Raw genomic sequence first — 22,812 nt, 5'->3', positions numbered from 1 at the left:
CATGGGCAAGGTAGCCGAAGGCAGCGTCGACATCTCGGTCAAAGAGGTCATGGCCCTCGCCGACCGGGAGTGGCGGGCCATGGGAGTCATCGAGGCCGACCGGGCGGGGCTCGTCGACGACCTGCGGAGCGAGTTGACCGGGGCGGCGGCCGAGGGGCTGACGCCGCGTCAGTTGCTGGGTGCCGACATCCGCGGGTTCCTCCGTGCTCTCGCGGCCGGGGCCGGGGTGCGTCGCGTGCCACACGAGTTCAGGCGGCTGTTTCTGACCGCGTTCGCCGGCGCGCTCCCCGGGTTGGTCCTGGCCTGGATCCTCCTCTGGGAAAGACCGCTGCCACTGGAGCCGAGTCCGTGGCTGCTGACTTCGCAGTACCTCGCGTTCTCCCTGCTCGTTCTGGTCGGTGCGCTGGTTGCGGTGCGCTGGGGGATGCGCGGAACAGCGGTGATCGGCCCGACGGTGTCGCGGATGGCGCTGCTGGTGCCGCTGGCCGGTGCGCTGGCCACCCCGGTGGTGATGGGCTTCGCCGCGCTGGTCGACTACAGCACGGCCTTGCCGGCCGTTGCCGTCGAGGCCGCGATCGTGGCCGCCGCACTCGGCGGGGCGATCGTCCTGGCCCGACGCTGGGCGCTCGCCCCTGCCCTCGGGCCGGCCCGAGCGGAGGCCTCCGGTGTCGCCTGAGGTGTGGGCACCGGCAACGGTGCGCCGATCGCGGGAGGGCACCGCAGTACTGGGCAGGGTCCTGGCCGGGGTGCTCGGAATCGGACTACTGCTCGGCTCGGTGCCGCCGGTCGCCGCCAGCACGCCCGGCTCGCCCGTTGCGCCAGGGAAGCGGACGACGAGCGAGCAGCGCGGAGCGACGCGGTTCTCGGTCACCCTTCTGACCGGAGATCGGGTTTCGGTCCCGTCCGCCGATGCGAAGAGGATCACGGTACGGCCGGCCAGGAGCCGCGGCCACATCCAGTTCGTGGTCCGGCGCGAGCGTGACAGCGTGTACGTCGTCCCGAGCGACGCCCAGCCCCTGGTCCAGACGGGCGGGATCGATCGGCGGCTCTTCGACGTCGCCGGACTGCTCCGGGCCGGCTACCACGACGGCGCCCGGGGCACGTTGCCGCTGATTGTCACCTACCGTCCCGGTGCCGCGCGCAGGGGCGGCGATACGCTCGCCGCAGCGGGCGCCCGGGTCACCCGTGACCTGCCCGCCATCTCCGGTGCGGCGATGACCGCCGACAAGTCCGACGCCACCGCCTTCTGGAACGCGGTGACCGCAGGAAACCGGGCGCAGCGCGGCGAGACCGCCGGCGGCATCGACCGGATCTGGCTGGACGGCAAACGGCGGGTCTCGCTCGACACCAGCGTGCCGCAAATTGGCGCACCGGTCGCATGGCAGGGCGGATACACCGGCCGTGGGGTCACCGTCGCGGTCCTCGACAGCGGTGTCGACGCCCGGCATCCCGACCTGGCCGGCAGGGTGGCCGACTCGGTCAATTTCACCGACGCCACCGACGACGGCGATGTGACCGGCCACGGTACCCACGTGGCGTCCACCATCGCCGGCAGCGGAGCTGCTTCGGGCGGCCGGTACCGGGGTGTCGCGCCCGAGGCGACGCTGGTTTCCGGCAAGGTCTGCCCGGGCGAGTTCTGCGACGACTCGGCGATCCTCGCCGGCATGCACTGGGCCGCGGCCGACAAGCGGGCAACCGTGGTGAACCTCAGTCTCGGAGGCCCCGACACGCCGGAGATCGACCCGATCGAAGAGGCGGTGAACCGGCTCACCGCTGAGTACGGCACCCTCTTCGTGGTCGCGGCCGGCAACAGCGGCGCGGACCGGGCGGTCAGCTCGCCGGGCAGCGCCGACGCGGCGTTGACCGTCGGCGCCGTCGACCGGGCCGACCAGCTCGCCGGCTTCTCCAACCGCGGCCCTCGGCTCGACGGCGCGGTCAAACCGGACCTCACCGCACCCGGCGTCGACATCGTCGCAGCCCGGGCCGCCGGCACCGAGCTGGGTACCCCCGTCGGCGATCGATACGTCACCGCGTCCGGCACCTCCATGGCCACCCCACACGTCGCCGGTTCGGCGGTGCTCCTGGCCCAGCGTCGTCCCGGCTGGACCGCCGAACGCCTCAAGGCGGCCCTCACCGGCTCGGCGAGAACCAATCCCGATCTCACCCCGGACCAGCAGGGTGCCGGTCGCGTAGATGTGGCCGGTGCGATCACACACACGGTGACCAGCACCCCGGTCAGTCTCGGCTACGGCCTGGCGGCGTGGCCGCACGAGGACGACGCGCCGGTTGTCCGGACCGTCACCTACCGCAACTCGGGCCCCAACGCGGTGACGTTGGACCTGACCGTCAAGGCCGCCGGCCCGGATGGTTCGCCGGCACCAACCAGCCTCTTCACGCCCGCCAGCCGCTCGGTAACCGTGCCGGCAGGCAGCGATGCCGAAGTCGCCGTCGTCGCGGACACCAGCGTCGACGGTCCGGACGGGCGCTATTCCGGTTACCTGTTCGCCACCGCCGGCTCGGCCGTGGTCAGCACTCCGCTGTGGGTCGAGAAGGAGATCGAGAGCTACGACGTCACCGTCACCACGATCGACAAGACCGGTACCCCCACCGGCCTCAGCGCACCGGAGCTGTTCGACCTCGAACAGGACGTGTACGAGTGGCCCAGGGACGATGACGGTACCGCCACCATCCGGGTCGCCCGGGGCAGCTACCAGGTCGACGCGGTCATCTGGACCCCCCGCGGTCCGGCCGAGCCCGAGCACGACAGCGCCTTCCTGGTGCGGCCGATCGTGACCGTCGACAGGGACACCACGGTCGTGCTGGACGCCCGTACCGCTGAACCGGTCCGGACGACGGTGCCCGATCCGACCGCCCGACCGGCGCTGGTCGAGGTGTCGTATACACGGCGCCACGGGGGCAGTTCCGTATTCCGGGGCTTGCTGGGTGCCACCTTCGAGGTCCTGAGCAGCCGGCAGATCGGCCCGGCACCGGCCGCGCCCGACTTCGTCGGCGCGGTCGCCAGCCAGTGGGCGCTTCCCGGCCCGGACGGAACGTTCGCCGACAGCCCGTACCTCTATGCGGTCGCCGAGCCGTTTCCCGGCCGGTTCCCGACCGGCTACACCCGCCGCTACACGGCCGGGGAGTTCGCGACCGTACAGCAGGAGTTCGGCCCGGCAGGGCCGGGGCGCGGCGGCGTACGGCAGACCACGCCCGAGTACGGGCACGGCAACGGCAACCTGATCAACGAGATGCCCCTGCCCCGTTCCGGGCGCCGAGTCGAGTTCTACAGCACCGACCAGGTGCGGTGGCGCTCCGAAATCCTCATCGGCGTCCCCGACGACACCGGGCTGATCGACCCGCAGCTTCTCCTCCTCCAGGCACCCGTGACGTACCGAGCCGGGCGGGTGTACCGCGACCGGTGGAACACCGGACCGTACGGAGTGGCGTTCCCCGAACCCGAGGCGCCCGGGGAGTGGGTCACCCGGCAGGGGGATCGGATCCTGGTCGACATACCGTTCTACGGAGACGGCGCCGGACACGCGGGGTTCACGGTCCCGGACACGACCCGTACCAGGCTGTACCGCAACGGCGCGCTGGTCGGGGAGAACGACACCTTCGACCACAGCCAGTTCGAGGTGCCGGCCGGACGCGCCGAATACCGGCTGGAACTCGACCTCACCCAGGCGGTCAGCGACCTGACGACCCAGGTCACCGCAGAGTGGACGTTCCGGTCCGGGCACGTCGACGGCGACGTCCCCGCCCGGCTGCCGGTCTCCGCGGTCCGGTTCACCCCCACCCTCTCCGCCGGCAACTCGGCCCCGGCCGGCCGGCCGTTCGACATCCCGGTCACCGTCCAACGCCAGCCCGGCGCCCCGCACGCCGACGTGCGGCGGCTGACCGTCGACGCCTCCTACGACGACGGTCGGACCTGGCACAGGGCGACCATCCGGAACGGAACCGCCAGACTTGTCCACCCGAACCGGCCCGGGTACGTCTCACTGCGGGCCAGCACCACTGACAGCGCTGGCAACACGACGATCCAGACCCTCACACACGCGTACCGAATTCATTAGCCCACCGTTCGTCGACGGACAGCTCGGCGGGCTGTCCGTCGACGAGCGGCAGAGGCTTTGACCACCGCTGCTCGGTCCAGGCCCGCAACAGCGACTCCATCGGCCCGTACCGGAACCGGGCCATCCACGCCGCGCTGGCGGCGAGCTGCACGCAGTAGATCGGCGACCGCGATGAGTACGACGACCGGGGGTGCGACGGCACCGGCGAGGCCCAGCCCGACGCCGGTTAAGACCAGCACGCAGAGCAGCGACTGACCCAGGTAGTTCGACAGGGACATCCGTCCGGCCGGCGCGAGTACGGCGACGACCCAGGTGACAGCCGGTGAGCGGGTAGATCGCCGGTGGGGCAGGCCCTACCCCAGGGCTCTCGCAGCACCCTCGGCGAGGTGGCGAACTGCCAGAGCGGGGTCACGGTCACGGACCTGCCTCCTGTCCCCTAGGCGTCGGCGCCGCCTCCCTCGGAGGTCCAGCGGGCGGCCAGGTCGGCGAGGTTGGCCGCCGCGACCGCCGGGTCCGCGCCACGACCGACCGCGAGCCCGAGCAGATACGCGGTGACCGGAGCGCCGGGCCGGAGAACGTTGTGCGCCACGTCGCGGGCCAGGTCGAGTACCCGGGGCACGTCGACCTGCCCGGGATCGACATCGAGTTCGGCACAGGCCGCCGCCACCCAGCGGTCCATCGCGTTCACTTGATCCACTCCTCCGCCCGGCGTACGTCGTCCTCAGTGTCGCAGTCGAACCAGGGTGGCAGCCCCGTCCCCCGCCACGCCACCTCGGTCACCGTCAGCCCGGCGATCAGGGCACGCATCGACGTACCGGTGAGGGTGCCGTCGCGGCCGGCGGCCAGCCGGGTCAACGCGGCCCGCAACGGAGCAACCCGCCAGACCCCACAGAGAAACTGCGCCCGTCCGGTGTCGTCGACGTAGACCACGCCGTCGGCACCGGGAGCCCGGGACAGCGCGGTACGCAGTTGGCGTACCGCGTCGGTGGTCAGCAGTGGCAGGTCGGCGGCTAGCAGCGCGACGGTGCCGGATGCGTCGGGCGACGCGGTGCCGGTGGCGGATGCGTCGGGCGGCGCTGTCGCGGGGAGCAGGGCCAGGCCGGCGGCGAGCGCGGCGACCGGTCCGCCGCCGGGCGGTCGCTCCCGGGTCGCCTGCACGCCGGCCGGCAGCTCGCCGGCCGGGCCGACCACGATCCGGAGGTCGGCGTCGGCGGCCGCCGCGAGCACCCGGTCCATCATCGGGCGACCGCCCACCGGCAGCGCCGGCTTGTCGGCACCACCCATCCGGCGGGCCGCCCCACCAGCCAGCACCACCGCCGCGAACCCGGCCGGCTCGGACTCGGCGGGTGACCCGACTCCGCCGGCCGGCTCGGGTTCGGCGGGCAGCCCGACTCCGCCGGCCGGATGGAGTTCGGCGGGCAGCCCGACTCCGCCGGCCGGGGGTTCGGCGGGTGACTCGATTCCGCCCGTCGGCTGGAGTTCGGCGGGCGGCCCGATCGCGGTCATCCGGTAACGGTAACCGGGGCTTACGGCGGTGTGCGGGAGCCCGCGAGGCAGGATTGTGGGATGGGACGAGCCAGTGGTCGGCGGAGTGTGCTGCGGATAGACCTGGACTCCGCCGAGGCGGGTGGTCGGGTCTCGGTGCGTCGGCAGGACAACCTCGCCGCCGAGGAGCCGCTGGAGATCCGGGTGGGTCCGGCCGGGCCGAACCGGCGCGCCCCGCTGGCGGTCACCATGCGTACCCCCGGCGACGACATCGACCTGGCGATCGGGTTCCTGCTCACCGAGGGGATCATCCGGACCGCCGACGACGTACGCACGGCGCAGCTCTGTGCCGGCACCGACACCCCGAACACCTACAACGTGGTGGACATCGTCCTCGCCGACGACGTACCGGCACCGGCCACCGATCCGGCCCGGAACTTCTACACCACCAGTTCGTGCGGGGTGTGCGGCAAGGCCAGCATCGACGCCGTCCGGACCCGGTCCCGGCACGACGTGTCGACGGACCCGGTCACCGTGCCGGCACGTACCCTCGCCGATCTGCCGGATCAGCTCCGGGCGGCCCAGCGCGGCTTCGACCGTACCGGCGGGCTGCACGCCGCCGGGCTGTTCAGCGCCGACGGGAAACTCGTGGTGCTCCGCGAGGACGTGGGCCGGCACAACGCGGTCGACAAGGTGATCGGCTGGGCCGTCCGGGAGCAGCGGCTGCCGCTGCGCGGACACCTGCTGCTGGTCTCCGGCCGGGCCAGCTTCGAGCTGACCCAGAAGGCGTGGATGGCCGGCATCCCGCTGCTCGCCGCCGTCTCCGCGCCGAGCACCCTCGCCGCCGAGCTGGCGACCGAGGCCGGGATGACCCTGGTGGGCTTTCTCCGGGGCGGCACCATGAACGTGTACGCCGGAGACACCCGGATCAGCTTCTGACCCGTACTCCCCCACCCAGTTCCGGCGGGGCCGGGGTGTCTGCGGTGCGGACTGTCGAGCTGCCCCGTCTGTACTCACACCGGATCCCCCAAGCTCGTGCCCTACCTGGGAGGTAATCGCCAGGGCGCGGTTGCGCTGGCAGGCTCGACGGGCAAGCGTGATCAGCACTGGAGGCATGTCATGGACACCCGAGCCACCGTCGAGGAACTGCTGCGCCGGATCGGTGCCGGCGACCCGGACCGGACCGCCGCGCTCTACGCCGAGGCGGTCGACTGGAAGGTCAACTGGCCCGAGCCGACCCACCCGGCGGTGCCGTGGATCCGACCCCGGACCAGCCGGGCGGACGTCGTCGACCACCACCGGACCCTGGCGGCGAGCAGTGTGCCGGGGCAGGGTTCCGTCGCGATCGACAGGATCCTCGTGGACGGCCCGGACGCGGTGGTGATCGGCGAGACCGCGCAGACCGTACGGGCCACCGGGAAACGGTTCAGCACCCGCTTCGCCCTGCACCTCACCGTCGAGGACGGCTTGATCGTCCGGCACCACGTCTACGAGGACAGCCTCGCCGTCGCGCTGGCCTGCGAGCCGACTCCCGCCACGGGCACCGCCGGATAGCCCTCCCACCGGGCCGGGCGCACGCGCCACCCGAGCCGTCATCGCCGCTCGTCTCCGGGGCAGGGCGGCGAATCGTCGCGGTCGGAGTCGAGCCAGTCGTCGAGTACGGAGGGGCCGATCCCGGCCTGCAACGCCTCGGCCAGGAGTTGGGCGAACGAGTAGCCGGGCTGCGCCTGCAACGCGCGTTCCACCGCCACGCTGGCCAGGGCGCCCTGCCCGGCCCGCCAGGCGGCGAAGCCGAGCAGGCTGGCCGGGACGGGCACCAGGTCCGGCTCGGCCCGACGGAGCACGTCCGTCCAGAGCGCCAGGTGCCACTCCTCGCCACCGGTCCGCTGCCAGGCGTCGTCCCGGACCGGCAGGTGCACCAGGAGCAGGCTGAGCCAGGCCACCTCGTCGTCGGTGAGCTGGCCGCCCGTACGGTATCGGTGCATCGCCCGGCGTACCGCCGTACGGCCGGCCCGGCGCAGCGCCCGGCGGCCCTGCGGATCCCCGGGCGAGGGCTTGTCCAGCAGGGTGCCGAGGCGGAACTCCGCCCTCCTGGCCGCCTCCCGCAGCGCGTCCCTGGCCGGGCCGTCGACCGGGGTGATCCGCCGGACCAGTGCGTCCCGGTCGGGGAGCGCGACCTGGCCGGCGAAGGTGGCCGCCGCAGCGAGTTGACTGGTCGAGGAGTCGAACGGCCGCCCCTCGGCCGGGCAGCAGTCCGCGTCTCCGCAGAGGTAGGACCAGTAGCGGTCGCCGGTGACCCGGAGCGCTTCGAGCACCGGTAGTCCGACCCGACCGAGGGCGGCGGTCACCGCGTCGACCGCCGGGGTGACCTGGGCCGGTTCGCCGTACCCGATGACGGTCGTGGTCTCGACGCGCTGCCGGGCGACGACCGCCGCGACCTGCGCGGCGGCCTCGCCGACCTCGACGGTGGCCGCCGGGCCGGCCGTGGTGCCGGGCAGGTCGCCACGGGCGACGAAGACGACCCGGTTGCCGCGCAACGCGATCACCACCACGCTGTCGGCCGGGTGGAAACCGAGCAGGTATGGCACGGCGGCGAGCAGGTCGGTGGTCGAGCGGACGGCGAGGACGGCTCGATCGATCGGGGTCATGGCGGGCAGCGTGCCGAGGCGGCAGCGATGATCGGGTACCCGATTCGCCGCCTGTGGACGACACGTCCAGGGTTATCCACAGCTACTCTTCGTAGTTCCGCTGGTCAGCCGGCAGTCGCGACCCGCCGCCAGATGCATCGGATTTCGCCGATGCTGGCGGAAGCCAGCCCAGAAACCGTGCGGCGAGATCCATCGGTTCCCGACCGGGCTGGTCCTCGATCGCGGCCAGCAACCGGCTGGCCAGGAAGACGGCCAACCGGTGCCGGTCGTCCTGGTACATCGCCAGCAGCACCAGCCGGGCGGGCTGGCACGGCCAGGGTCCGCCGCACTCCCGGCAGCGGAACAGCGGGCGGATCGGCGTGTGCGGCCGGAACCGGGCGTACGGCCGGCGGGTCACCACCGGGAGTTCCTGGCCCGTAGGCGCGACATCGGGTACGGCGCGAGTGTGATCGAGTCGGGGCAGCGCCAACGAAGTCCGCAACGGCAGTAGCGCCACAGTCGGCGCCAGTCCCGGCGATGTTCGGAATCTGATCGAGATCGCCATTTCATGGTGCCTTCCTTCCGCCCGGCGGGATGCGCGATGGAAGCGGGGGCGGCGTCGCGGACGTACACCCCGATGCCACCCCCGCGCACATCCGCCCGTCCTTGGGGGAATCACGGGGCTGGATCCGGACGAATGCGCTTGCCTTCCACTCTGGACGCGGGATGACCGAGCCGGGAAGATGGGCGACGGCCGGGTGGTCGGGCCGGCTGCGGAGGTATTAGGGCGTAGAGAATCGAGCACCTTTCGTAGAGAGCCGGAGAGTGCGAATGAGTATGTCAGCCAGCGAGTTTCTGCTATGGGAACTGCGCCGCCGGAGGGCGGTCGAGGGGCTCAGCCAGGGCGAGTGGGGATCACGGATCTACTTCTCGTCCCAGCACGTGAGCGCCGTCGAGCGAGGCGCCCGGCCGGCGAAGCTCGACTATCTCCAGGCCGTCGACAACGAGTACGGCACGTCGCTGGCGGTCTTCTACGAGAGCTTCGTCAAGCAGGAACTCGCCCCGGTGTGGTTACGACCCTGGCTGGAGTACGAGGAGAAGGCCACCGCCCTGCGACTCTACGGCGCACTGGTGATCCCCGGACTCTTCCAAACCGAGCGGTACGCGCGAATGGTCCTGTCGTGTAGTCCGCTCCAGACCGACGAGTTGGAGCGCAAGGTCCAACTCCGGATGAGCCGACAGGCCATTCTTGATCGTGCCGATCCGCCTCGCGTCTCGGCCATCGTCGAAGAGTTGGCGCTTCGACGCCCCGAGCCACAGATCATGGCAGACCAAATCCAACACCTCGTTACGCTCACCGATCGGCCCAACATCACCATCCGGGTGATCCCGACTGACGCCCCGGCGCATCTCGGTTGGGGTGGTCCGCTGGCGCTCGCCAGCTTCACCGATGCCGAAGATGTCGGCTACCTGGACAACCACCTGGAAGGGCAGACCGTGACCAGCCCAAACCAGGTGGCCACCCTGCACGAGGTCTGGGATAGTGTCAGCGCAGTTGCACTGCCAGCTCGCCAATCCCTGGACCTCCTCAAGGAAGTGGCAAAGTCATGGACTTGACCGACGCCGCCTGGCGCAAGAGCACCCGTTCCACCCCGAACGGCGGGGACTGCGTCGAGGTCGCGGACAACCTGGCCGGGCGGGTACTCGTCCGGGACAGCAAGGACCGCGATGGCGGCACGCTCACCTTCGCTCCCGCCACCTGGCACGCCTTCATCACCGATCTGGCCCGCCGCCGCTGAGAAGGCGGCGCGAGACGTCCCCGCTGCTACGGCAGCTCAAGGAACTCCCGCAGCGCGGTTTCGACAGTGCTCATCGTGGTGGGCGAGACGAAGCCGTGGTTGTCGCGGAGCGCGCTCCGGTCCAGGATCTGCACGACGCTGTGGATCCTGACGTAGGCTCCGGCCAGCGGGTTGTCGTCATCCAGGCGTACCACCAGACGGTTGGGATGCGGTACGTCCCGGACGACGGTCAGCGCCCAGATGGCGAGTTCTTCGACGCGGTTGTACTCGTCGTTGCTGATCACCAGCACTCCATGCTGGTTACCACCGCGCAGCAGGGTCCAGATCTGCCCGCGCTTCACCACTGCGAGTCACGCAGGGCGATGTCGTTGCTCTCCTCGATCAGCGCCCGCTCGTCCTCGGACTGCCGGACGGACCGCCGACGCAGGCACTCCCCGTACGCTTGGGCCGCTTCCCGCTGACGCGCCCGGCGCGCTTCCGGAAGGACGCGTCGGACAGCATCGACAACGGCGGCAGACGCGTTGCCCTGGCTGTACGGGTAGGCGGCGACGTCGTCGGGCACGCTGATGCTGAGCTTCACGGTCATACTTTCATCCGACCGCCGAAGCGGCAGGCGGCCTGCGTGGCGCGCAGCGGTCGCCGAGGCGAACCGGAAGGACGGCCGGCGAGAGCTGCGGCTCAGGTGTGGAACTGCTGCCCGTGCAGCTCGACCGGGCCACGGCGGGCACCGGAGCCCGGCCGCAGTTCGACGGTCAGCTCGATCGCCGACAGCACGTCGTAGCCGGCGCCGCGCAGACAGCGCAGCGCCTCCACGTTGCGGGACTGCGGCTTCACCGTGAGCCGGGCCAGCCCGCGCCGCCGGGCCTCCTCGGCGACCTGGTCGAGCAGCGCCCGGCCGATCCCCTGACCCCGGAGCGGGGCGGTCACCACCACCGGTTCGACCCGGCCGTCCAGGCCGTCCATGATCAGGCCGATCAGCCCGACCACCCCGGCATCCTTCCGTTCCGCCACCCACACCCCGGAGAGGTCCAGCCGGGTCAGGTACTCCTCGAACGCCGCGCCCGGGTCGGCGCCGCCGAAGGTCGGATCCTCGTACAACTCGCGGTGCTGCTCGGTCAGCTCGGCCCAGAGCCGCCGACCAGCCTGATGGTCGGCCGGCCGGTACGGTCGGATCGCGGTGGCGGCCACGCTCTCATATCTACTCCGGATCGCCGCGTCGCGACACCTGGTTGGCCAAGAGCAGCCGGTGAACAGCTACCTTGCCCAGATGGACCTGGCGTACCTGCGGGAGCATCCCGGGCAGCTTCCGCTCTTCCTCACCCATCAGCGGATCAGGGAGACGCCGGTGCCCGGGGGCGACATCTGCGCCGCCACCCGACTCACCCTGGACGACGGCAACTCCGTCTTCGCCAAGTCCTGGCCGGAGGGGGCGGCGGAGCCGGTACCCGAGAATTTCTTCGCCACCGAGGCGGCCGGGCTGCGCTGGCTGCGCGCGGCCGGCGCGGTGCCGGTGCCGGAGGTGATCGCGGCGCTGCCGGAGCTGCTGGCCCTGGAGTGGGTGGAGCCGGGCGAGCCGACCCCGGCCGCGGCCCGGCGGTTCGGTGCCGAGCTGGCCGCGCTGCACCGGGCCGGTGCGGACACCTTCGGGGCGGACTGGCCGGGCTTCGTCGGGGCGCTGCCGCAGGACAACACCCTCTCCGCCGGCCCGTGGCCGGTCTGGTTCGGCGAGCACCGGCTCGTGCCCTACCTGCGGCAGTCGGTCGACAACGGTGCGCTCGCCGCGGCCGAGGTCACCCAGGTGGAACGGGTGATCTCCCGGATCGAGGAGTACGGCGGCGCCGAGCCGCCCGCCCGGATCCACGGCGACCTGTGGCCCGGCAACCTGCTGTGGGGCGCCGACGGGCGGGTCTGGCTGGTCGACCCGGCGGCGCACGGCGGGCACCGGGAGACCGACCTGGCCCAGCTCGCCCTATTCGGCGCTGCCCCGCACCTGGACACGATCGTGGACGCCTACCAGGAGGTGTGGCCGCTGGCCGACGGCTGGCGGGAACGGGTGCCGGTGCACCAGCTCCACCTGCTGCTGGTGCACACCGCGCTGTTCGGTGCGGCGTACCGGGATGCGGTAGGTAAGGCGGCTCGCGCCGCACTGTCGGTCTGACGCGCTACCGTCGAGCGATGACCATTCCCGTTCGATCCGGCGGAGCACCGGACCGGACGTCGGCGGACCGGCCGGACGTCGGGGGCCTCGTCGACCGGTACGGCCGGGCCGCGACCGACCTCCGGGTCTCGCTCACCGACCGGTGCAACCTGCGCTGCACCTACTGCATGCCGGCCGAGGGGCTGCCCTGGCTGCCGAAGTCCGAGGTGCTGACCGACGACGAGATCGTCCGCCTGGTCGGCATCGCGGTGCGCCTGCTCGGGGTGACCGAGGTCCGGTTCACCGGCGGCGAGCCGCTGATCCGCCCCGGCCTGCCGGGCATCATCGCCGCCGTCGCCGCACTCTCGCCCCGGCCGGTACTCTCGCTGACCACCAACGGGATCGGGCTCGACCGGCTCGCCGGGCCGCTGCGCGAGGCCGGGCTCGACCGGGTCAACGTCTCGCTGGACAGCCTCGATCCGACCCGGTTCACCGAGCTGACCCGGCGCCCCCGGCTGGACGCCGTACTGGCCGGGCTGGCCGGGGCGGTGGCCGTCGGGCTGACCCCGGTGAAAATCAACTCGGTGCTGATGCGCGGGGTCAACGACGCGGAGGCTCCGGAACTGCTCCGCTTCGCCCTCACCCACGGCTACCAGCTCCGCTTCATCGAGCAGATGCCGCTGGACGCCCAGCACGGCTGGGACCGGTCGACGATGATCACCGCCGAGGAGATCCTCGCCGCGCTGCGGGCCGAGTTCACCCTGCTGCCCGACCCGGACGAGCGGGGCGGGGCGCCGGCCGAGACCTGGCTGGTGCAGGGCTGGACGGACGCCGCCGGCCGACCGGCCCGGGTCGGCGTGATCGGCAGCGTGACCCGGCCGTTCTGCGGAGACTGCGACCGCACCCGGCTCACCGCCGACGGGCAGGTCCGGAACTGCCTCTTCGCCACCGACGAGTCCGACCTGCGGGCAGCGCTGCGCGGCGGCGCCTCCGACGACGAACTCGCCGACCGGTGGCGGATGGCGATGTGGGGCAAGCGGGCCGGGCACGGCATCGACGACCCGACGTTCCTCCAGCCGGCCCGGCCGATGTCGGCGATCGGCGGCTGACGATGAACTCCACACCCATCCTGGTCGTACGCTACTTCGCCGCCGCGCGGGCCGCTGCCGGCGTACCGGAGGAGACCGTGCCGGGCGGCGGCAGCCTCGACCAGCTCGCCGGTGAGCTGGTCGACCGGCACGGCGAGCGGCTGGCCACCGTGCTCAAGATGGCGAGCTTCCTGGTCGACGGCGTCGCCTGGCACGACCGGCAGGCGCCGCTCCCGGTCGGTGCGACGGTCGACGTCCTGCCGCCGTTCGCGGGCGGCTGAGGAGGGCACGAGTTTGTTCGGGGTGCTCGGCTTCGCGGGGACGTTGGCGCTGGTCACCGGCCTGATCCATCTCTACCTCTGGAAGCGGCTGGTCCGGGACACCACCCGGCCGGGACGCTGGCGCCGGGTCGGCGGCGTGACCGTGCTGGTGCTGGCCCTGCTCACCCCGGCGACACTGGTCGGCACCCGGCAGGGCTTCTACTGGCTGGCCTGGCCGGGCTACCTCTGGCTGGCCGTGATGTTCTACCTGCTCGTCCTGCTGGCCGTGCTGGAGATCCCGATGCTGGCGGCCAGGCTGGCGCTGCGCCGCCGGAGCCGGGCGGTCGTACCGGCGGCCGCCCCGGCCGGGGTGGAGCCCGACGGTGTCCCGCTCGGCGGTACGGATGCCGGAGCCGCTGCCCCGGGACGGCCGGTCGGCGGTGCCCAGCCGACCGACGCCGCCCCCGACGAGGCCGGCCGGGAGCCGGCGCTGGTCGCCGCGACGCCGTCCGGGCCGGCGCCGACCGCCGCGCCGCCGCCGGTCCCGGCCGCACCGCCGGCACCGGGTCACGACCCGGGCCGCCGCCTGCTGCTCGCCCGCGGCGCGGCCATCTTCGCCGGGCTCACCGCGACCGGGGTCGTCGGGTACGGCGTCCGCACCGCCCTCGGCCCGCCGCAGCTCGACCGGGTCCAGATCCCGCTGGCCAAGCTCCCCCGGAGCATGGACGGGCTGCGGATCGCCACCGTCTCCGACATCCACATCGGACCGTTGACCGGCCGGGCGCACACCGAGCGGATCGTGTCGATCATCAACCGGCTCGACGCCGACCTGGTGGCGGTGGTCGGTGACCTCGTCGACGGCACGGTGGGTGAACTTGGCCCCGCCGCGGCACCCCTGCGCGACCTCCGGTCCCGGTACGGCAGCTTCTTCGTCACCGGCAACCACGAGTACTACTCCGGGGTCGAGGAGTGGGTGGTCGAGCTGGACCGGCTCGGGCTGCGGGTGTTGCAGAACCGGCGCGAGGAGATCGTCGCCCGGGGCGGCGCCCTCGACCTCGCCGGGGTCAACGACCCGACCGGCGAGGGGCTGGGGTTCGCCTCGGGCCCCGACTTCGAGGCGGCGCTGGGCGGCCGGGACCCGAGCCGGCCGGTGGTGCTGCTCGCGCACCAGCCGGTCAACGTGCACGAGGCGGCGCGGCACGGCGTCGACCTGCAACTCTCCGGGCACACCCACGGCGGCCAGATCGTGCCGTTCAACCTGCTGGTCGGGTTGCAGCAGCCGGTCGTCTCGGGCCACGCCACCATCGACGGCACCCAGCTCTACGTCACCAACGGCGCCGGGTTCTGGGGGCCGCCGGTCCGGGTCGGCGCCCCGCCCCAGGTGACCCTGGTCGAGCTGCGCTCGGCCTGAGCCAGCGGCACGGCGATCCGGACTACGACCACCCGACCCGAGTTGGAGCCGAAAAGTCCTCTTTCATCCCTGAATCGTCGGATACTCTGATCGTGCTCGCCCAACCGTCGGGGGGAGATTTCTCGGAGAGCAGGCGAGGCGACACGGATGACCCGGGACAGGCGATCCGAAGCCGTCCGGGACCTCCAGCGTCCGAAGCCCATCACCTTCGTCGAACTCTTCTTCGACCTGGTCTACGTCTTCAGCCTGTTCCGGCTCTCGGAGATGCTGACCCACCGCCTGCACTGGGTCGGTGCCGCCCAGACCCTGCTCGTCCTCATGGCCATCTGGTGGGTCTGGGCATATACCAACCTGCTCACCGACACCATGGACTCCCGGGCCATCAGCCTCCAGTTGCTGGTCATCGGGTCGATGTTCGGTGCGCTGGCGCTCTCCACCGCCATCCCGGAGACGTTCGAGCATCGTGGCCTGCTCTTCGTGGTCAGCTACCTCGCGATCAACCTCGGCCGCGCCTCGATCATGGCCTTCGTCCTGCGACACGACGAACTCGGCCTCCGACCGCTGCGGGCCGTCTTCTGGTTCGCCGTCTCCGCGGTGCCCTGGCTGGCCGGCGCGTTCGTCGAGGGCGACGCCCGGTTCGCCCTCTGGGGCCTCGCCATCACGATCGACTACGTCTGCGCCCTCATCGGCTGGCCCGCTCCGGGGATCGGTCGCACTCCGGCCAGGGAACTGAACCTCGCCAGCGAACACTTCGCCGAACGCTACCGGCAGTTCATCATCATCGCGCTCGGCCAGACCGTCGCGGTCAGCGGCCTGGCCTTCCACAACAGCGACTTCACCGCACACCGGGGCGTCGCGTTCGTGATGTCGTTCGCCATCACCGTGCTGCTCTACTGGATCTACTTCCACCGGATTCGGGAGAGGCTCGCACCGAGCTTCGCCGGTGCGCCGGATCCCAGGGTCCGCCCCCGGGAGGCCGGCCTCGCACACCTGGTCATGGTGGCCGGGGTCGTCGCCACCACCACGGCAACCGGCACGCTGATAGCGGAGCCGACCGGCACGGCGCCCCCGTTCGAGGTCGCGGTCTTCGTCGCGGGTCCGGTGCTCTTCCTCGCCGGGCACGCGCTGCTCGGGCGACACGAGTTCGTCGGCGTCGCCGCCCCACGACTGGCCGGCATCCTCGCACTGGTCGCCGCCGCGCCGGTACTGGCCGGGCACTCCGTGGTGCTCCTCGCCGGATCGATCGTCGCGATCCTGGCCGGAGTCGTGGCCTGGGACCTCGTGCACACCGGTGTCAAGCCCGGCGATCAGGACCTGCCCCGCCGGCTGTGACCGCAGCGTCGGCATGCCACCGTAACGGGCGGCGGGACGGCCGGGGCCGCAGGCGGGAAATCACACTCTCGCGTGGCGACACGCGTCCACAGGTGAGGCCGTGACAGGATGCGGCGTGTCTCCGTTGCGCGCCGCATCCGCTGACGGCTCCCCCTCCGCCGCCGTGCCCTTCGTCGCGGACCTGCACATCCACTCGAAATACTCCCGCGCGTGCAGCCGTGACCTCACCATGCCGAACCTCGCCTGGTGGGCCCGGCGCAAGGGAATCAGCCTGCTCGGCACCGGTGACTTCACCCACCCCGCCTGGTACGAGCACCTGCGCGAGACGCTGCACCCGGCCGAGCCGGGGCTCTACCGGCTCAGCCCGGAGGCGGAGCGGGACATCGCACGCCGGCTGCCGCCCCGGCTGGCCAGCGTCGCCGAGGCGAGCCCGATGCGCTACATGCTCAGCGTCGAAATCTCCACCATCTACAAGCGGGACGACCGGACCCGCAAGGTGCACCATCTGATCTACCTGCCCGACCTGGACGCGGTGGCCCGGTTCAACACCACGCTCGGCCGGATCGGCAACATCGGCTCCGACGGGCGGCCGATCCTCGGCCTGGACTCCCGGGACCTGCTGGAAATCACCCTGGAGGCCAGCCCGGACGGCTACCTCGTCCCGGCGCACATCTGGACCCCGTGGTTCTCCGCGCTCGGTTCGAAGTCCGGCTTCGACGCGATCGCGGACTGCTACGCCGATCTCGCCGAGCACATCTTCGCGGTCGAGACCGGGCTCTCCTCCGACCCCGGGATGAACTGGCGGGTGTCCAGTCTGGACCGCTACCGGCTGGTCTCCAACTCGGACGCGCACTCCCCGCCGGCCCTGGCCCGGGAGGCCACCGTCTTCGCCACCGAACTCGACTACTACGCGGTGCGGGCGGCGCTGCGTACCGGGGACGGGCTGCGGGGCACCATCGAGTTCTTCCCCGAGGAGGGGAAGTACCACGCGGACGGGCACCGGCTCTGCGGAGTGAACTGGGAGCCCGAGCGGACCAGGGAGGCGGGCGGGCGCTGCCCGGAGTGCGGCAAGCCGCTCACGGTCGGCGTACTGAGCCGGGTCGAGGACCTGGCCGACCGGCCGGACGGGCACCGGCCGGCGAACGCGCCGCGGGTCACCCACCTGATCCAGCTCGCCGAGATCCTCGGTGAGATCAACAAGGTCGGTCCGAAGTCGAAGACGGTGGAGGGACAGCTCAACACCCTGGTCGCCGGCCTCGGTGCCGAACTCGACATCCTCACCGTCACGCCGGTGGAGGAGATCCGCCGGGTCGGCGGCGAACTACTCGCCGAGGCGATCACCCGACTCCGGCGCGGCCAGGTACGCCGGATCCCCGGCTACGACGGCGAGTACGGCGTGATCACCCTCTTCGAGCCCGGTGAGCTGCCGTCCGGCCCCGGCGGTGCCGGTCGGGGCGGCGCCGGGCAGGCGGAGACGCTCTTCGCGGACGCGCTCTTCGACGTACCCGTGCCGCGACAGCGACCGCCCGCGGAGCCGAAGGCGCCGCCCCGGGCCGCCCGCCCGACGCAGCCGGCGCCGGACGCCCCGGCCGAGTCGCGCCGCCGGCCCCGGGCCGCCACCCCGCCGGCCGAACCCGCGCCGCCGCTCGCCCCGCCGCCGTCGCCGCACGAGCCGTTCGAGCCGATGCTCGCCGGCATGGAGGAGGTGGGCACCGGGCTGCTGGACCGGCTCGACGCGATGCAGCGGGTCGCCGCCTCCGCTCCGGGCGGGCCGCTGCTGATCGTGGCCGGCCCCGGCACCGGCAAGACCCGCACCCTCACCCACCGGATCGCGTACCTCTGCGCCGAGCTGAACGTCTATCCGGAACACTGCCTGGCGATCACCTTCACCCGGCGGGCCGCCGAGGAGCTGCGGCACCGGCTGGACGGGCTGCTCGGGCCGGTCGCCGAGGACGTCACCGTCGGCACCTTCCACTCGCTCGGCCTGACCATCCTGCGGGAGAACGCCCGGGCCGCCGGGCTGCCGGACGACTTCCGGATCGCCGACGACACCGAGCGGGCGACCGCCCGGGCCGAGGCCGGCGACGACGACGCGACATACCTGAAGCTGCTGCGTGGCCAGGACCTGGTCGACCTGGACGAGCTGGTCGGCCTGCCGGTGACGCTGCTGCGCGAGGATCCGGAGCTGGTCGCGCGCTACCGGGACCGGTGGCGGTGGATCTTCGTCGACGAGTACCAGGACGTGGACGCCACGCAGTACGAACTGCTCCGGCTGCTCAGCCCGGCCGACGGCAACCTCTGTGCGATCGGCGACCCGGACCAGGCGATCTACTCGTTCCGGGGCGCCGACGTGGCGTACTTCCTGCGGTTCTCCCAGGACTTCGTGGACGCCCGGCTGGTCCGGCTGACCCGCAACTACCGCTCGTCGGCGCCGATCCTGGCCGCCGCCGTGCAGGCGATCGCGCCGTCCACCCTGGTCCGGGGCCGCCGGCTCGACCCGGCCCGGCTCGACCCGGAGGCGCCGCTGGTCGGCCGCTATCCGGCGGCCTCCGTCGCGGACGAGGCCGATTTCGTGGTACGCACCGTCGACGACCTCGTCGGCGGGCTGTCGCACCGCTCGCTCGACTCCGGTCGGATCGACGGCCGGACCAGCAACGTGTCGTTCTCCGACATCGCCGTGCTGTACCGCACCGACGCACAGGCGGCACCGATCCTGGACGCGCTGGCCCGGGCGAACATTCCGGTGCAGAAGCGCTCGCACAACCGGCTGCGGGATCGGCCCGGCGTCTCGGTGATCGCCCGCGAGCTGCGGCACGCCGACGGCCTCGGCGGCTCGGTCGCCGCCCGGGTACGCCTGGCCGGGCAGGTACTCGCCGAGCGGCACGCCACCCCGACCCTGGACGCCACCGGCGGGATCGGCCCGGACGACATCTGGACCGCGGCCGACCTGCTCACCCCGCTGGCCCGGCGCTGCGGCGACGACCTGGAGCTGTTCCTCTCCCAGTTGGCCACCGGCGCCGAGGTGGACGCGCTCGACCCGCGCGCGGAGGCGGTCACCCTGCTCACCCTGCACGCCGCCAAGGGCCTGGAGTTCCCGGTGGTCTTCCTGCCCGGCTGCGAGGACGGGCTGCTGCCGCTGCGCTTCCCCGGCTCGACACCGAGCGAGGAGGAGGTGGCGGAGGAGCGCCGGCTCTTCTTCGTCGGGCTGACCCGGGCGCAGGACCGGCTCTACCTCAGCCACGTGGGCCGGCGGCTGCGGCACGGTCAGGAGCGGGACTGCGTACCCTCGCCGTTCCTCGACGCGATCGACGCCGGGCTCTTCGAACGGCTCGGCGACAACGTGCCCCGACGCCCGAAGGACCGCCAACTCCGGCTGCTCTGAGCTGCCCCGACCGGGGACCGGGCTCACCGGTGGTGCGGCGCGTGGCTCAGGCGGCGAGGAGTACGGCGCCGAGCGTGCCGGTGAGCATCGCCGGACCGTGCGGCAGGTGGTCGCGGCGGTCGATCCGGCGCAGCCGGAGCAGCACGGCGGCGTACCCGCTGGCCAGCAGCAGGCCGGCCAGCGCGCCGGAGAACGCGGTGCTCCAGCCGTACCAGCCGGTGGCGAAGCCGAGCCCGAGGGCGAGCTTGGCGTCTCCCGGCCCCAGCCCGCCGGGCGAGAGCAGGACCAGCCCGAGGTACGCCCCGGCCAACGCCAGCGCGCAGGCCGTCGCCACCGCGTACCGGCCGAACTGGCCGGAGGTGAGCGCGGCCGCGCCGAGCAGCCCGGCCGTACCGGCCGCCGCCGGCAGGGTCAGCCGGTCGGGGAGCCGCCGTACCGCGACGTCGACGAAGCCGAGCACGATGCCGAAGCCGGCGAGCCAGGCGTAGGCCAGCAACGGGAGTATCCCGTCGACCCGGGCGGCGAGCGCGGCGTACCCGGTCGCGGCGACGACCTCGACCAGCCCCGGCCGCGGGCCGACCACTCCCCGGCAGCGCGGACAGCGCCCGGTCGGCGGCAGTACGCCGAGCGGATTCCGCCGGGTCGGCGTGCCGAGCGCCGCCGCGCAGTGCGGGCAGTTGCGCCGGCCGGTCCGCCCGGCACGATCCCCCGACCCCGGGAGGCCGGCGCTGTCCCGCTGACCGGCACTGTCCCGCTGACCGGCACTGTCCCGCTGACCGGCACTGTCCCGCTGACCGGCACTGTCCCGCTGACCGGCACTGTCCCGCTGAGCGGCGACGTCGGCCCGGTCCGGGCGGGTCTGCGGAGCCCGCCGCCCCGCCTCGGGCACGGCGTACCGGAAGATCTGCCGGCGCAGCAGCGGTCCGAGCACGACTCCGAGAAGCCCGGCCGCCGCCACCACGCCCGGTGTCACGTCCCGCCCCGCCTCCGGGTCGCGGTGCGGGCCGGGCGGGTGCCGGCCGAGGAGCGTGGGCGTTCGGTGGAGACGACCATGGCAACGCCGAGCACGATCACCGCACCGCCGAGCAGCACCTGCCCGGTCACCGACTCGTCGAGCAGCAGCGCGCCGAGGGTGACCGCGACCACCGGGTTGACGTAGGCGTACGTCGCCACCAGCGAGATCGGCGCGTGGTGCAGCAGCCAGACGTACGCGGTGAACGCGACCAGCGACCCTGCCAGGGTGAGGTAGCCGAGCGCCAGCCACGAACGGGAGGTGACCGCGCCGAGGTCGAGGCCGTACGTCTCGCCCCGGGCGACACCGAGTACGGCCAGCGCGGCCGAGCCGGCGAGCATCTCGTAGACGGTGGCCACGAACGGGTCGCCGGGCATGTCGAGCCGGCCGGACAGGAACGAGCCGACAGACCAGGAGACGGCGGAAGCGACCACGGTCAGCGCCCCGACGATCGGGGCCGCGCCAGCGCCTCCGGTCGGCAGTACCAGCAGCACCAGACCGGCGAAGCCGGCACTCACCCCGAGCAGGGTGGCCAGCCTGGGCCGGTCGCCGGTGCCGGCCCGGAGCACCACCACCAGCAGCGGCACCATGGCGACGAGCAGCGCGGCGACCCCGGTGGGGACCGCGACCGACGGCGGCCCCGACTCGGCCAGCACCACCAGCCCGTTCCCGCCGGCCAGCAGCAGTACGCCGACCAGCGCGGTGCTGCCCAGTTGGCCCCGGGTCACCCGCAGTACGCCGGGGCCGCGCCACAGCCGCAGTACCACCGCCAGCACCCCGGCGGCGACCACGAACCGGCCGGCCGCCGACAGCAGCGGTGGCAGTGTCTCCACGGTGACCCGGATGCCGAGGTAGGTGGAGCCCCAGACCAGGTAGACGATGCCCAGCGCGACCCAGATCAGTGAACCCTTTTCAACCTCCCCTTGCGGTCCGACGGACCGCAAGGTCGGACGCGGTGCCGGAGCGCCGCGCGGTTCAGGTTGAAGAAGGTTCAGGGCCGAGCGGGTCGGCGGCGCCGGGGCGAGACCGGCCGGCACGGCGGGCCGGTCGACCGGCCCGGCCGGCGTCTCCGAGCACTCGACCCGGGCGGCGCGTTCCGCCTCGACCCGGGCGACGGATTCCGCCTCGACCGGGGCGGCCCCGGCCGGCGAGGTTGGCGCGCTTCCGGGAGGTGAGGTCATCGGGGGGTCACGCTACGGTGGCCACAGCAGACTCGTCCCAGGCGGGTGGCGAGACTCTCACCGATCCGTACCAGGAGGACAGTCGATGGCCAACTACGGACCGCCCGGCGGACCGTACCCCGGTCCGTCGCAGCCGTGGAACGACCCGGACCGGCAGACCACCGACGAGTACGGCCAGCCGGTCGACCCCTGGGGCGAGCAGGACCAGGCGGGCGGGGCGGGGCAGTGGGGAGGTGGACAGCCGTCGGCGCCGCCGGGCGGCCCCGGTTCCCCGGTCAGCCACCCCGGCTATCCGGCCGGATATCCCGGGCCGGCCGGGCCCGGCGCGGCGCCGACCCCGGGCGCGCCCGGCGCCGGCTATGCACCGACCCGGCGGCACGACGTCGGCCACGCTCCGCCGCCGCACCACTCCGGCGGGTCCGCACCGTACGGTGCGCCGCCGGGCGGCTGGACCGCGTCCGACGCCGACCCGGTGTGGGCGACGCCAGCCCCGGACCCGTCATGGTCCACCTCGACACCGGACCCGATGCCGAAGGGACGCGGCAACCGGGCCTTCGTCGCCGTCCTGGTCGGGCTGGCGGTACTGGTCCTCGGCGGTGCGGCGATCGGCGTCTACCTGCTCAACCGCGACGAGCCGCCGGCGGACGCCCAGCCGTCGACCACCGAGCAGACCGAGGAGCCGGCCGACCAGGCCAGCCTCCCGGCCGAGCCGGCACCGACGACCGCGCCGGCCGCACCGCCCACCGACGCGCGGTTCGTCAAGGCCGGTCAGTGCGTCCGGAACGAGGGTACGGAGGCGACGCCGAAGCTGGCCATCACGAACTGCGCGCCGCAGACCTACGAGGTGCTCGCCCGCTACAACGGCGCCACCACCGGTGCCCAGGACGCCAAGACCAAATGTGCCCAGGTGCGCAACTACACGAACTTCTACTTCTTCAACAGCGAGCTGGACGAACTGGACTTCGTGCTCTGTCTTCGGAAACGATAGCTCCCGGAGTGCCGCCACCCGGCACTCCGACGAGATG

General features: G+C 72.8%; 23 protein-coding genes and 1 pseudogene. 13 read left to right on the top strand and 11 right to left on the bottom strand.

Going from position 1 to position 22,812, the window contains the following annotated elements; genetic code table 11:
- Window position 1 precedes the first annotated feature (1 nt).
- Both ACQEVC_RS09370 and ACQEVC_RS09365 read left to right on the top strand, forming a co-directional pair.
- Window positions 2-676: a hypothetical protein gene (locus tag ACQEVC_RS09370; RefSeq protein ID WP_432875214.1), complete on the top strand. Its 675-nt coding sequence runs from the start codon at window positions 2-4 to the stop codon at window positions 674-676.
- Entirely contained in the window at window positions 666-4,073 is a 3,408-nt protein-coding gene (locus ACQEVC_RS09365; protein WP_432875211.1) for a S8 family peptidase, read from the top strand. The genes ACQEVC_RS09370 and ACQEVC_RS09365 overlap by 11 nt, the downstream gene beginning before the upstream one ends.
- Here ACQEVC_RS09365 and ACQEVC_RS09360 read toward each other — a convergent pair.
- The 4 genes and pseudogenes from ACQEVC_RS09360 to mobA all read right to left on the bottom strand — a co-directional run bounded on the left by ACQEVC_RS09360 (window position 4,048) and on the right by mobA (window position 5,357).
- Window positions 4,048-4,197: a hypothetical protein gene (locus ACQEVC_RS09360; RefSeq protein ID WP_432875208.1), complete on the bottom strand. Its 150-nt coding sequence runs from the start codon at window positions 4,195-4,197 to the stop codon at window positions 4,048-4,050. The two genes, ACQEVC_RS09365 and ACQEVC_RS09360, sit on opposite strands and share 26 nt — an antisense overlap.
- A 97-nt stretch (window positions 4,198-4,294) precedes the next feature.
- Window positions 4,295-4,351 (bottom strand): annotated as a pseudogene (locus ACQEVC_RS09355) (hypothetical protein); the annotation flags it as partial.
- Between the two features lie 158 nt (window positions 4,352-4,509).
- Window positions 4,510-4,761, bottom strand: coding sequence for a DUF6457 domain-containing protein (locus ACQEVC_RS09350; protein WP_432875204.1), 252 nt, complete (start codon window positions 4,759-4,761; stop codon window positions 4,510-4,512).
- Entirely contained in the window at window positions 4,758-5,357 is a 600-nt protein-coding gene (gene mobA / locus ACQEVC_RS09345) for a molybdenum cofactor guanylyltransferase (protein ID WP_432891212.1), read from the bottom strand. The genes ACQEVC_RS09350 and mobA overlap by 4 nt, the downstream gene beginning before the upstream one ends.
- 282 nt (window positions 5,358-5,639) lie before the next feature.
- Here mobA and fdhD point away from each other — a divergent pair, with 282 nt between their 5' ends.
- Together fdhD and ACQEVC_RS09335 are read left to right on the top strand one after the other, a co-directional pair.
- Window positions 5,640-6,497 carry a formate dehydrogenase accessory sulfurtransferase FdhD gene (fdhD, locus tag ACQEVC_RS09340; protein ID WP_318399961.1) on the top strand — a complete coding sequence of 286 codons (858 nt, stop codon included), beginning with the start codon at window positions 5,640-5,642 and terminating at the stop codon, window positions 6,495-6,497.
- A 180-nt stretch (window positions 6,498-6,677) separates the two neighbouring features.
- On the top strand, window positions 6,678-7,112 hold the full coding sequence (locus tag ACQEVC_RS09335; RefSeq protein WP_432875200.1) for a nuclear transport factor 2 family protein: 435 nt from the start codon (window positions 6,678-6,680) through the stop codon (window positions 7,110-7,112).
- Between the two features lie 38 nt (window positions 7,113-7,150).
- On the opposite strand, the gene ACQEVC_RS09330 is transcribed toward ACQEVC_RS09335, so the two are convergent.
- Both ACQEVC_RS09330 and ACQEVC_RS09325 read right to left on the bottom strand, forming a co-directional pair.
- Entirely contained in the window at window positions 7,151-8,206 is a 1,056-nt protein-coding gene (locus tag ACQEVC_RS09330; protein ID WP_432875197.1) for a DUF4192 domain-containing protein, read from the bottom strand.
- Between the two features lie 82 nt (window positions 8,207-8,288).
- Window positions 8,289-8,606 carry a hypothetical protein gene (locus tag ACQEVC_RS09325; protein ID WP_432875195.1) on the bottom strand — a complete coding sequence of 106 codons (318 nt, stop codon included), beginning with the start codon at window positions 8,604-8,606 and terminating at the stop codon, window positions 8,289-8,291.
- A 416-nt stretch (window positions 8,607-9,022) separates the two neighbouring features.
- On the opposite strand from ACQEVC_RS09325, the gene ACQEVC_RS09320 reads away from it, so the two are divergent.
- Both ACQEVC_RS09320 and ACQEVC_RS09315 read left to right on the top strand, forming a co-directional pair.
- Window positions 9,023-9,802: a helix-turn-helix domain-containing protein gene (locus ACQEVC_RS09320; protein ID WP_432875192.1), complete on the top strand. Its 780-nt coding sequence runs from the start codon at window positions 9,023-9,025 to the stop codon at window positions 9,800-9,802.
- Window positions 9,793-9,984: a DUF397 domain-containing protein gene (locus ACQEVC_RS09315; RefSeq protein WP_432875189.1), complete on the top strand. Its 192-nt coding sequence runs from the start codon at window positions 9,793-9,795 to the stop codon at window positions 9,982-9,984. Before ACQEVC_RS09320 ends, ACQEVC_RS09315 begins: the two co-directional genes overlap by 10 nt.
- Window positions 9,985-10,010: 26 nt before the next feature.
- Here the strand turns inward: ACQEVC_RS09315 and ACQEVC_RS09310 are convergent, their stop codons facing one another.
- From ACQEVC_RS09310 to ACQEVC_RS09300, 3 genes are all read right to left on the bottom strand, one after another.
- Window positions 10,011-10,325 carry a type II toxin-antitoxin system PemK/MazF family toxin gene (locus ACQEVC_RS09310; protein WP_432875186.1) on the bottom strand — a complete coding sequence of 105 codons (315 nt, stop codon included), beginning with the start codon at window positions 10,323-10,325 and terminating at the stop codon, window positions 10,011-10,013.
- Window positions 10,322-10,570: a hypothetical protein gene (locus tag ACQEVC_RS09305; protein ID WP_432875183.1), complete on the bottom strand. Its 249-nt coding sequence runs from the start codon at window positions 10,568-10,570 to the stop codon at window positions 10,322-10,324. The genes ACQEVC_RS09310 and ACQEVC_RS09305 overlap by 4 nt, the downstream gene beginning before the upstream one ends.
- Before the next feature lie 92 nt (window positions 10,571-10,662).
- Window positions 10,663-11,172 (bottom strand): GNAT family N-acetyltransferase, encoded by a 510-nt coding sequence (locus ACQEVC_RS09300; protein ID WP_432875180.1) that lies wholly within the window; start codon window positions 11,170-11,172, stop codon window positions 10,663-10,665.
- A gap of 79 nt (window positions 11,173-11,251) precedes the next feature.
- Between ACQEVC_RS09300 and ACQEVC_RS09295 the strand changes: the two genes are divergently transcribed.
- The 6 genes from ACQEVC_RS09295 (at window position 11,252) to ACQEVC_RS09270 (ending at window position 19,594) form a co-directional block, all read left to right on the top strand.
- The gene (locus ACQEVC_RS09295) at window positions 11,252-12,142 is read left to right on the top strand and encodes a fructosamine kinase family protein (protein ID WP_432891209.1); all 891 of its coding nucleotides are present in this window, start codon (window positions 11,252-11,254) and stop codon (window positions 12,140-12,142) included.
- Between the two features lie 17 nt (window positions 12,143-12,159).
- Window positions 12,160-13,230 carry a GTP 3',8-cyclase MoaA gene (moaA, locus tag ACQEVC_RS09290; RefSeq protein WP_432875178.1) on the top strand — a complete coding sequence of 357 codons (1,071 nt, stop codon included), beginning with the start codon at window positions 12,160-12,162 and terminating at the stop codon, window positions 13,228-13,230.
- 2 nt (window positions 13,231-13,232) lie between these two features.
- A complete protein-coding gene (locus ACQEVC_RS09285) occupies window positions 13,233-13,490 on the top strand; it encodes a MoaD/ThiS family protein (RefSeq protein WP_432875175.1) in 258 nt (85 codons plus the stop codon).
- A gap of 13 nt (window positions 13,491-13,503) precedes the next feature.
- Window positions 13,504-14,880, top strand: a complete 1,377-nt coding sequence (locus ACQEVC_RS09280; protein WP_432875172.1) for a metallophosphoesterase — start codon at window positions 13,504-13,506, stop codon at window positions 14,878-14,880.
- A gap of 147 nt (window positions 14,881-15,027) precedes the next feature.
- A complete protein-coding gene (locus ACQEVC_RS09275) occupies window positions 15,028-16,212 on the top strand; it encodes a low temperature requirement protein A (protein WP_432875169.1) in 1,185 nt (394 codons plus the stop codon).
- 115 nt (window positions 16,213-16,327) lie between these two features.
- Window positions 16,328-19,594, top strand: coding sequence for a UvrD-helicase domain-containing protein (locus tag ACQEVC_RS09270; RefSeq protein WP_432875166.1), 3,267 nt, complete (start codon window positions 16,328-16,330; stop codon window positions 19,592-19,594).
- Window positions 19,595-19,640: 46 nt separating this feature from the next.
- Here ACQEVC_RS09270 and ACQEVC_RS09265 read toward each other — a convergent pair whose 3' ends face one another.
- Window positions 19,641-20,567 carry a prepilin peptidase gene (locus ACQEVC_RS09265; protein ID WP_432875163.1) on the bottom strand — a complete coding sequence of 309 codons (927 nt, stop codon included), beginning with the start codon at window positions 20,565-20,567 and terminating at the stop codon, window positions 19,641-19,643.
- The gene (locus tag ACQEVC_RS09260; protein WP_432875160.1) at window positions 20,564-21,787 is read right to left on the bottom strand and encodes an EamA family transporter; all 1,224 of its coding nucleotides are present in this window, start codon (window positions 21,785-21,787) and stop codon (window positions 20,564-20,566) included. The genes ACQEVC_RS09265 and ACQEVC_RS09260 overlap by 4 nt, the downstream gene beginning before the upstream one ends.
- An 85-nt stretch (window positions 21,788-21,872) precedes the next feature.
- Between ACQEVC_RS09260 and ACQEVC_RS09255 the strand changes: the two genes are divergently transcribed.
- Complete coding sequence (locus tag ACQEVC_RS09255) at window positions 21,873-22,775, top strand: LppU/SCO3897 family protein (protein ID WP_432875157.1); 903 nt, start codon at window positions 21,873-21,875, stop codon at window positions 22,773-22,775.
- The last annotated feature ends 37 nt before the right edge of the window (window positions 22,776-22,812 follow it).

This window comes from Plantactinospora sp. CA-294935 (assembly GCF_050936445.1).
GTDB lineage: Bacteria > Actinomycetota > Actinomycetes > Mycobacteriales > Micromonosporaceae > Plantactinospora.
This window is presented reverse-complemented; position numbering and strand designations above follow the sequence as displayed.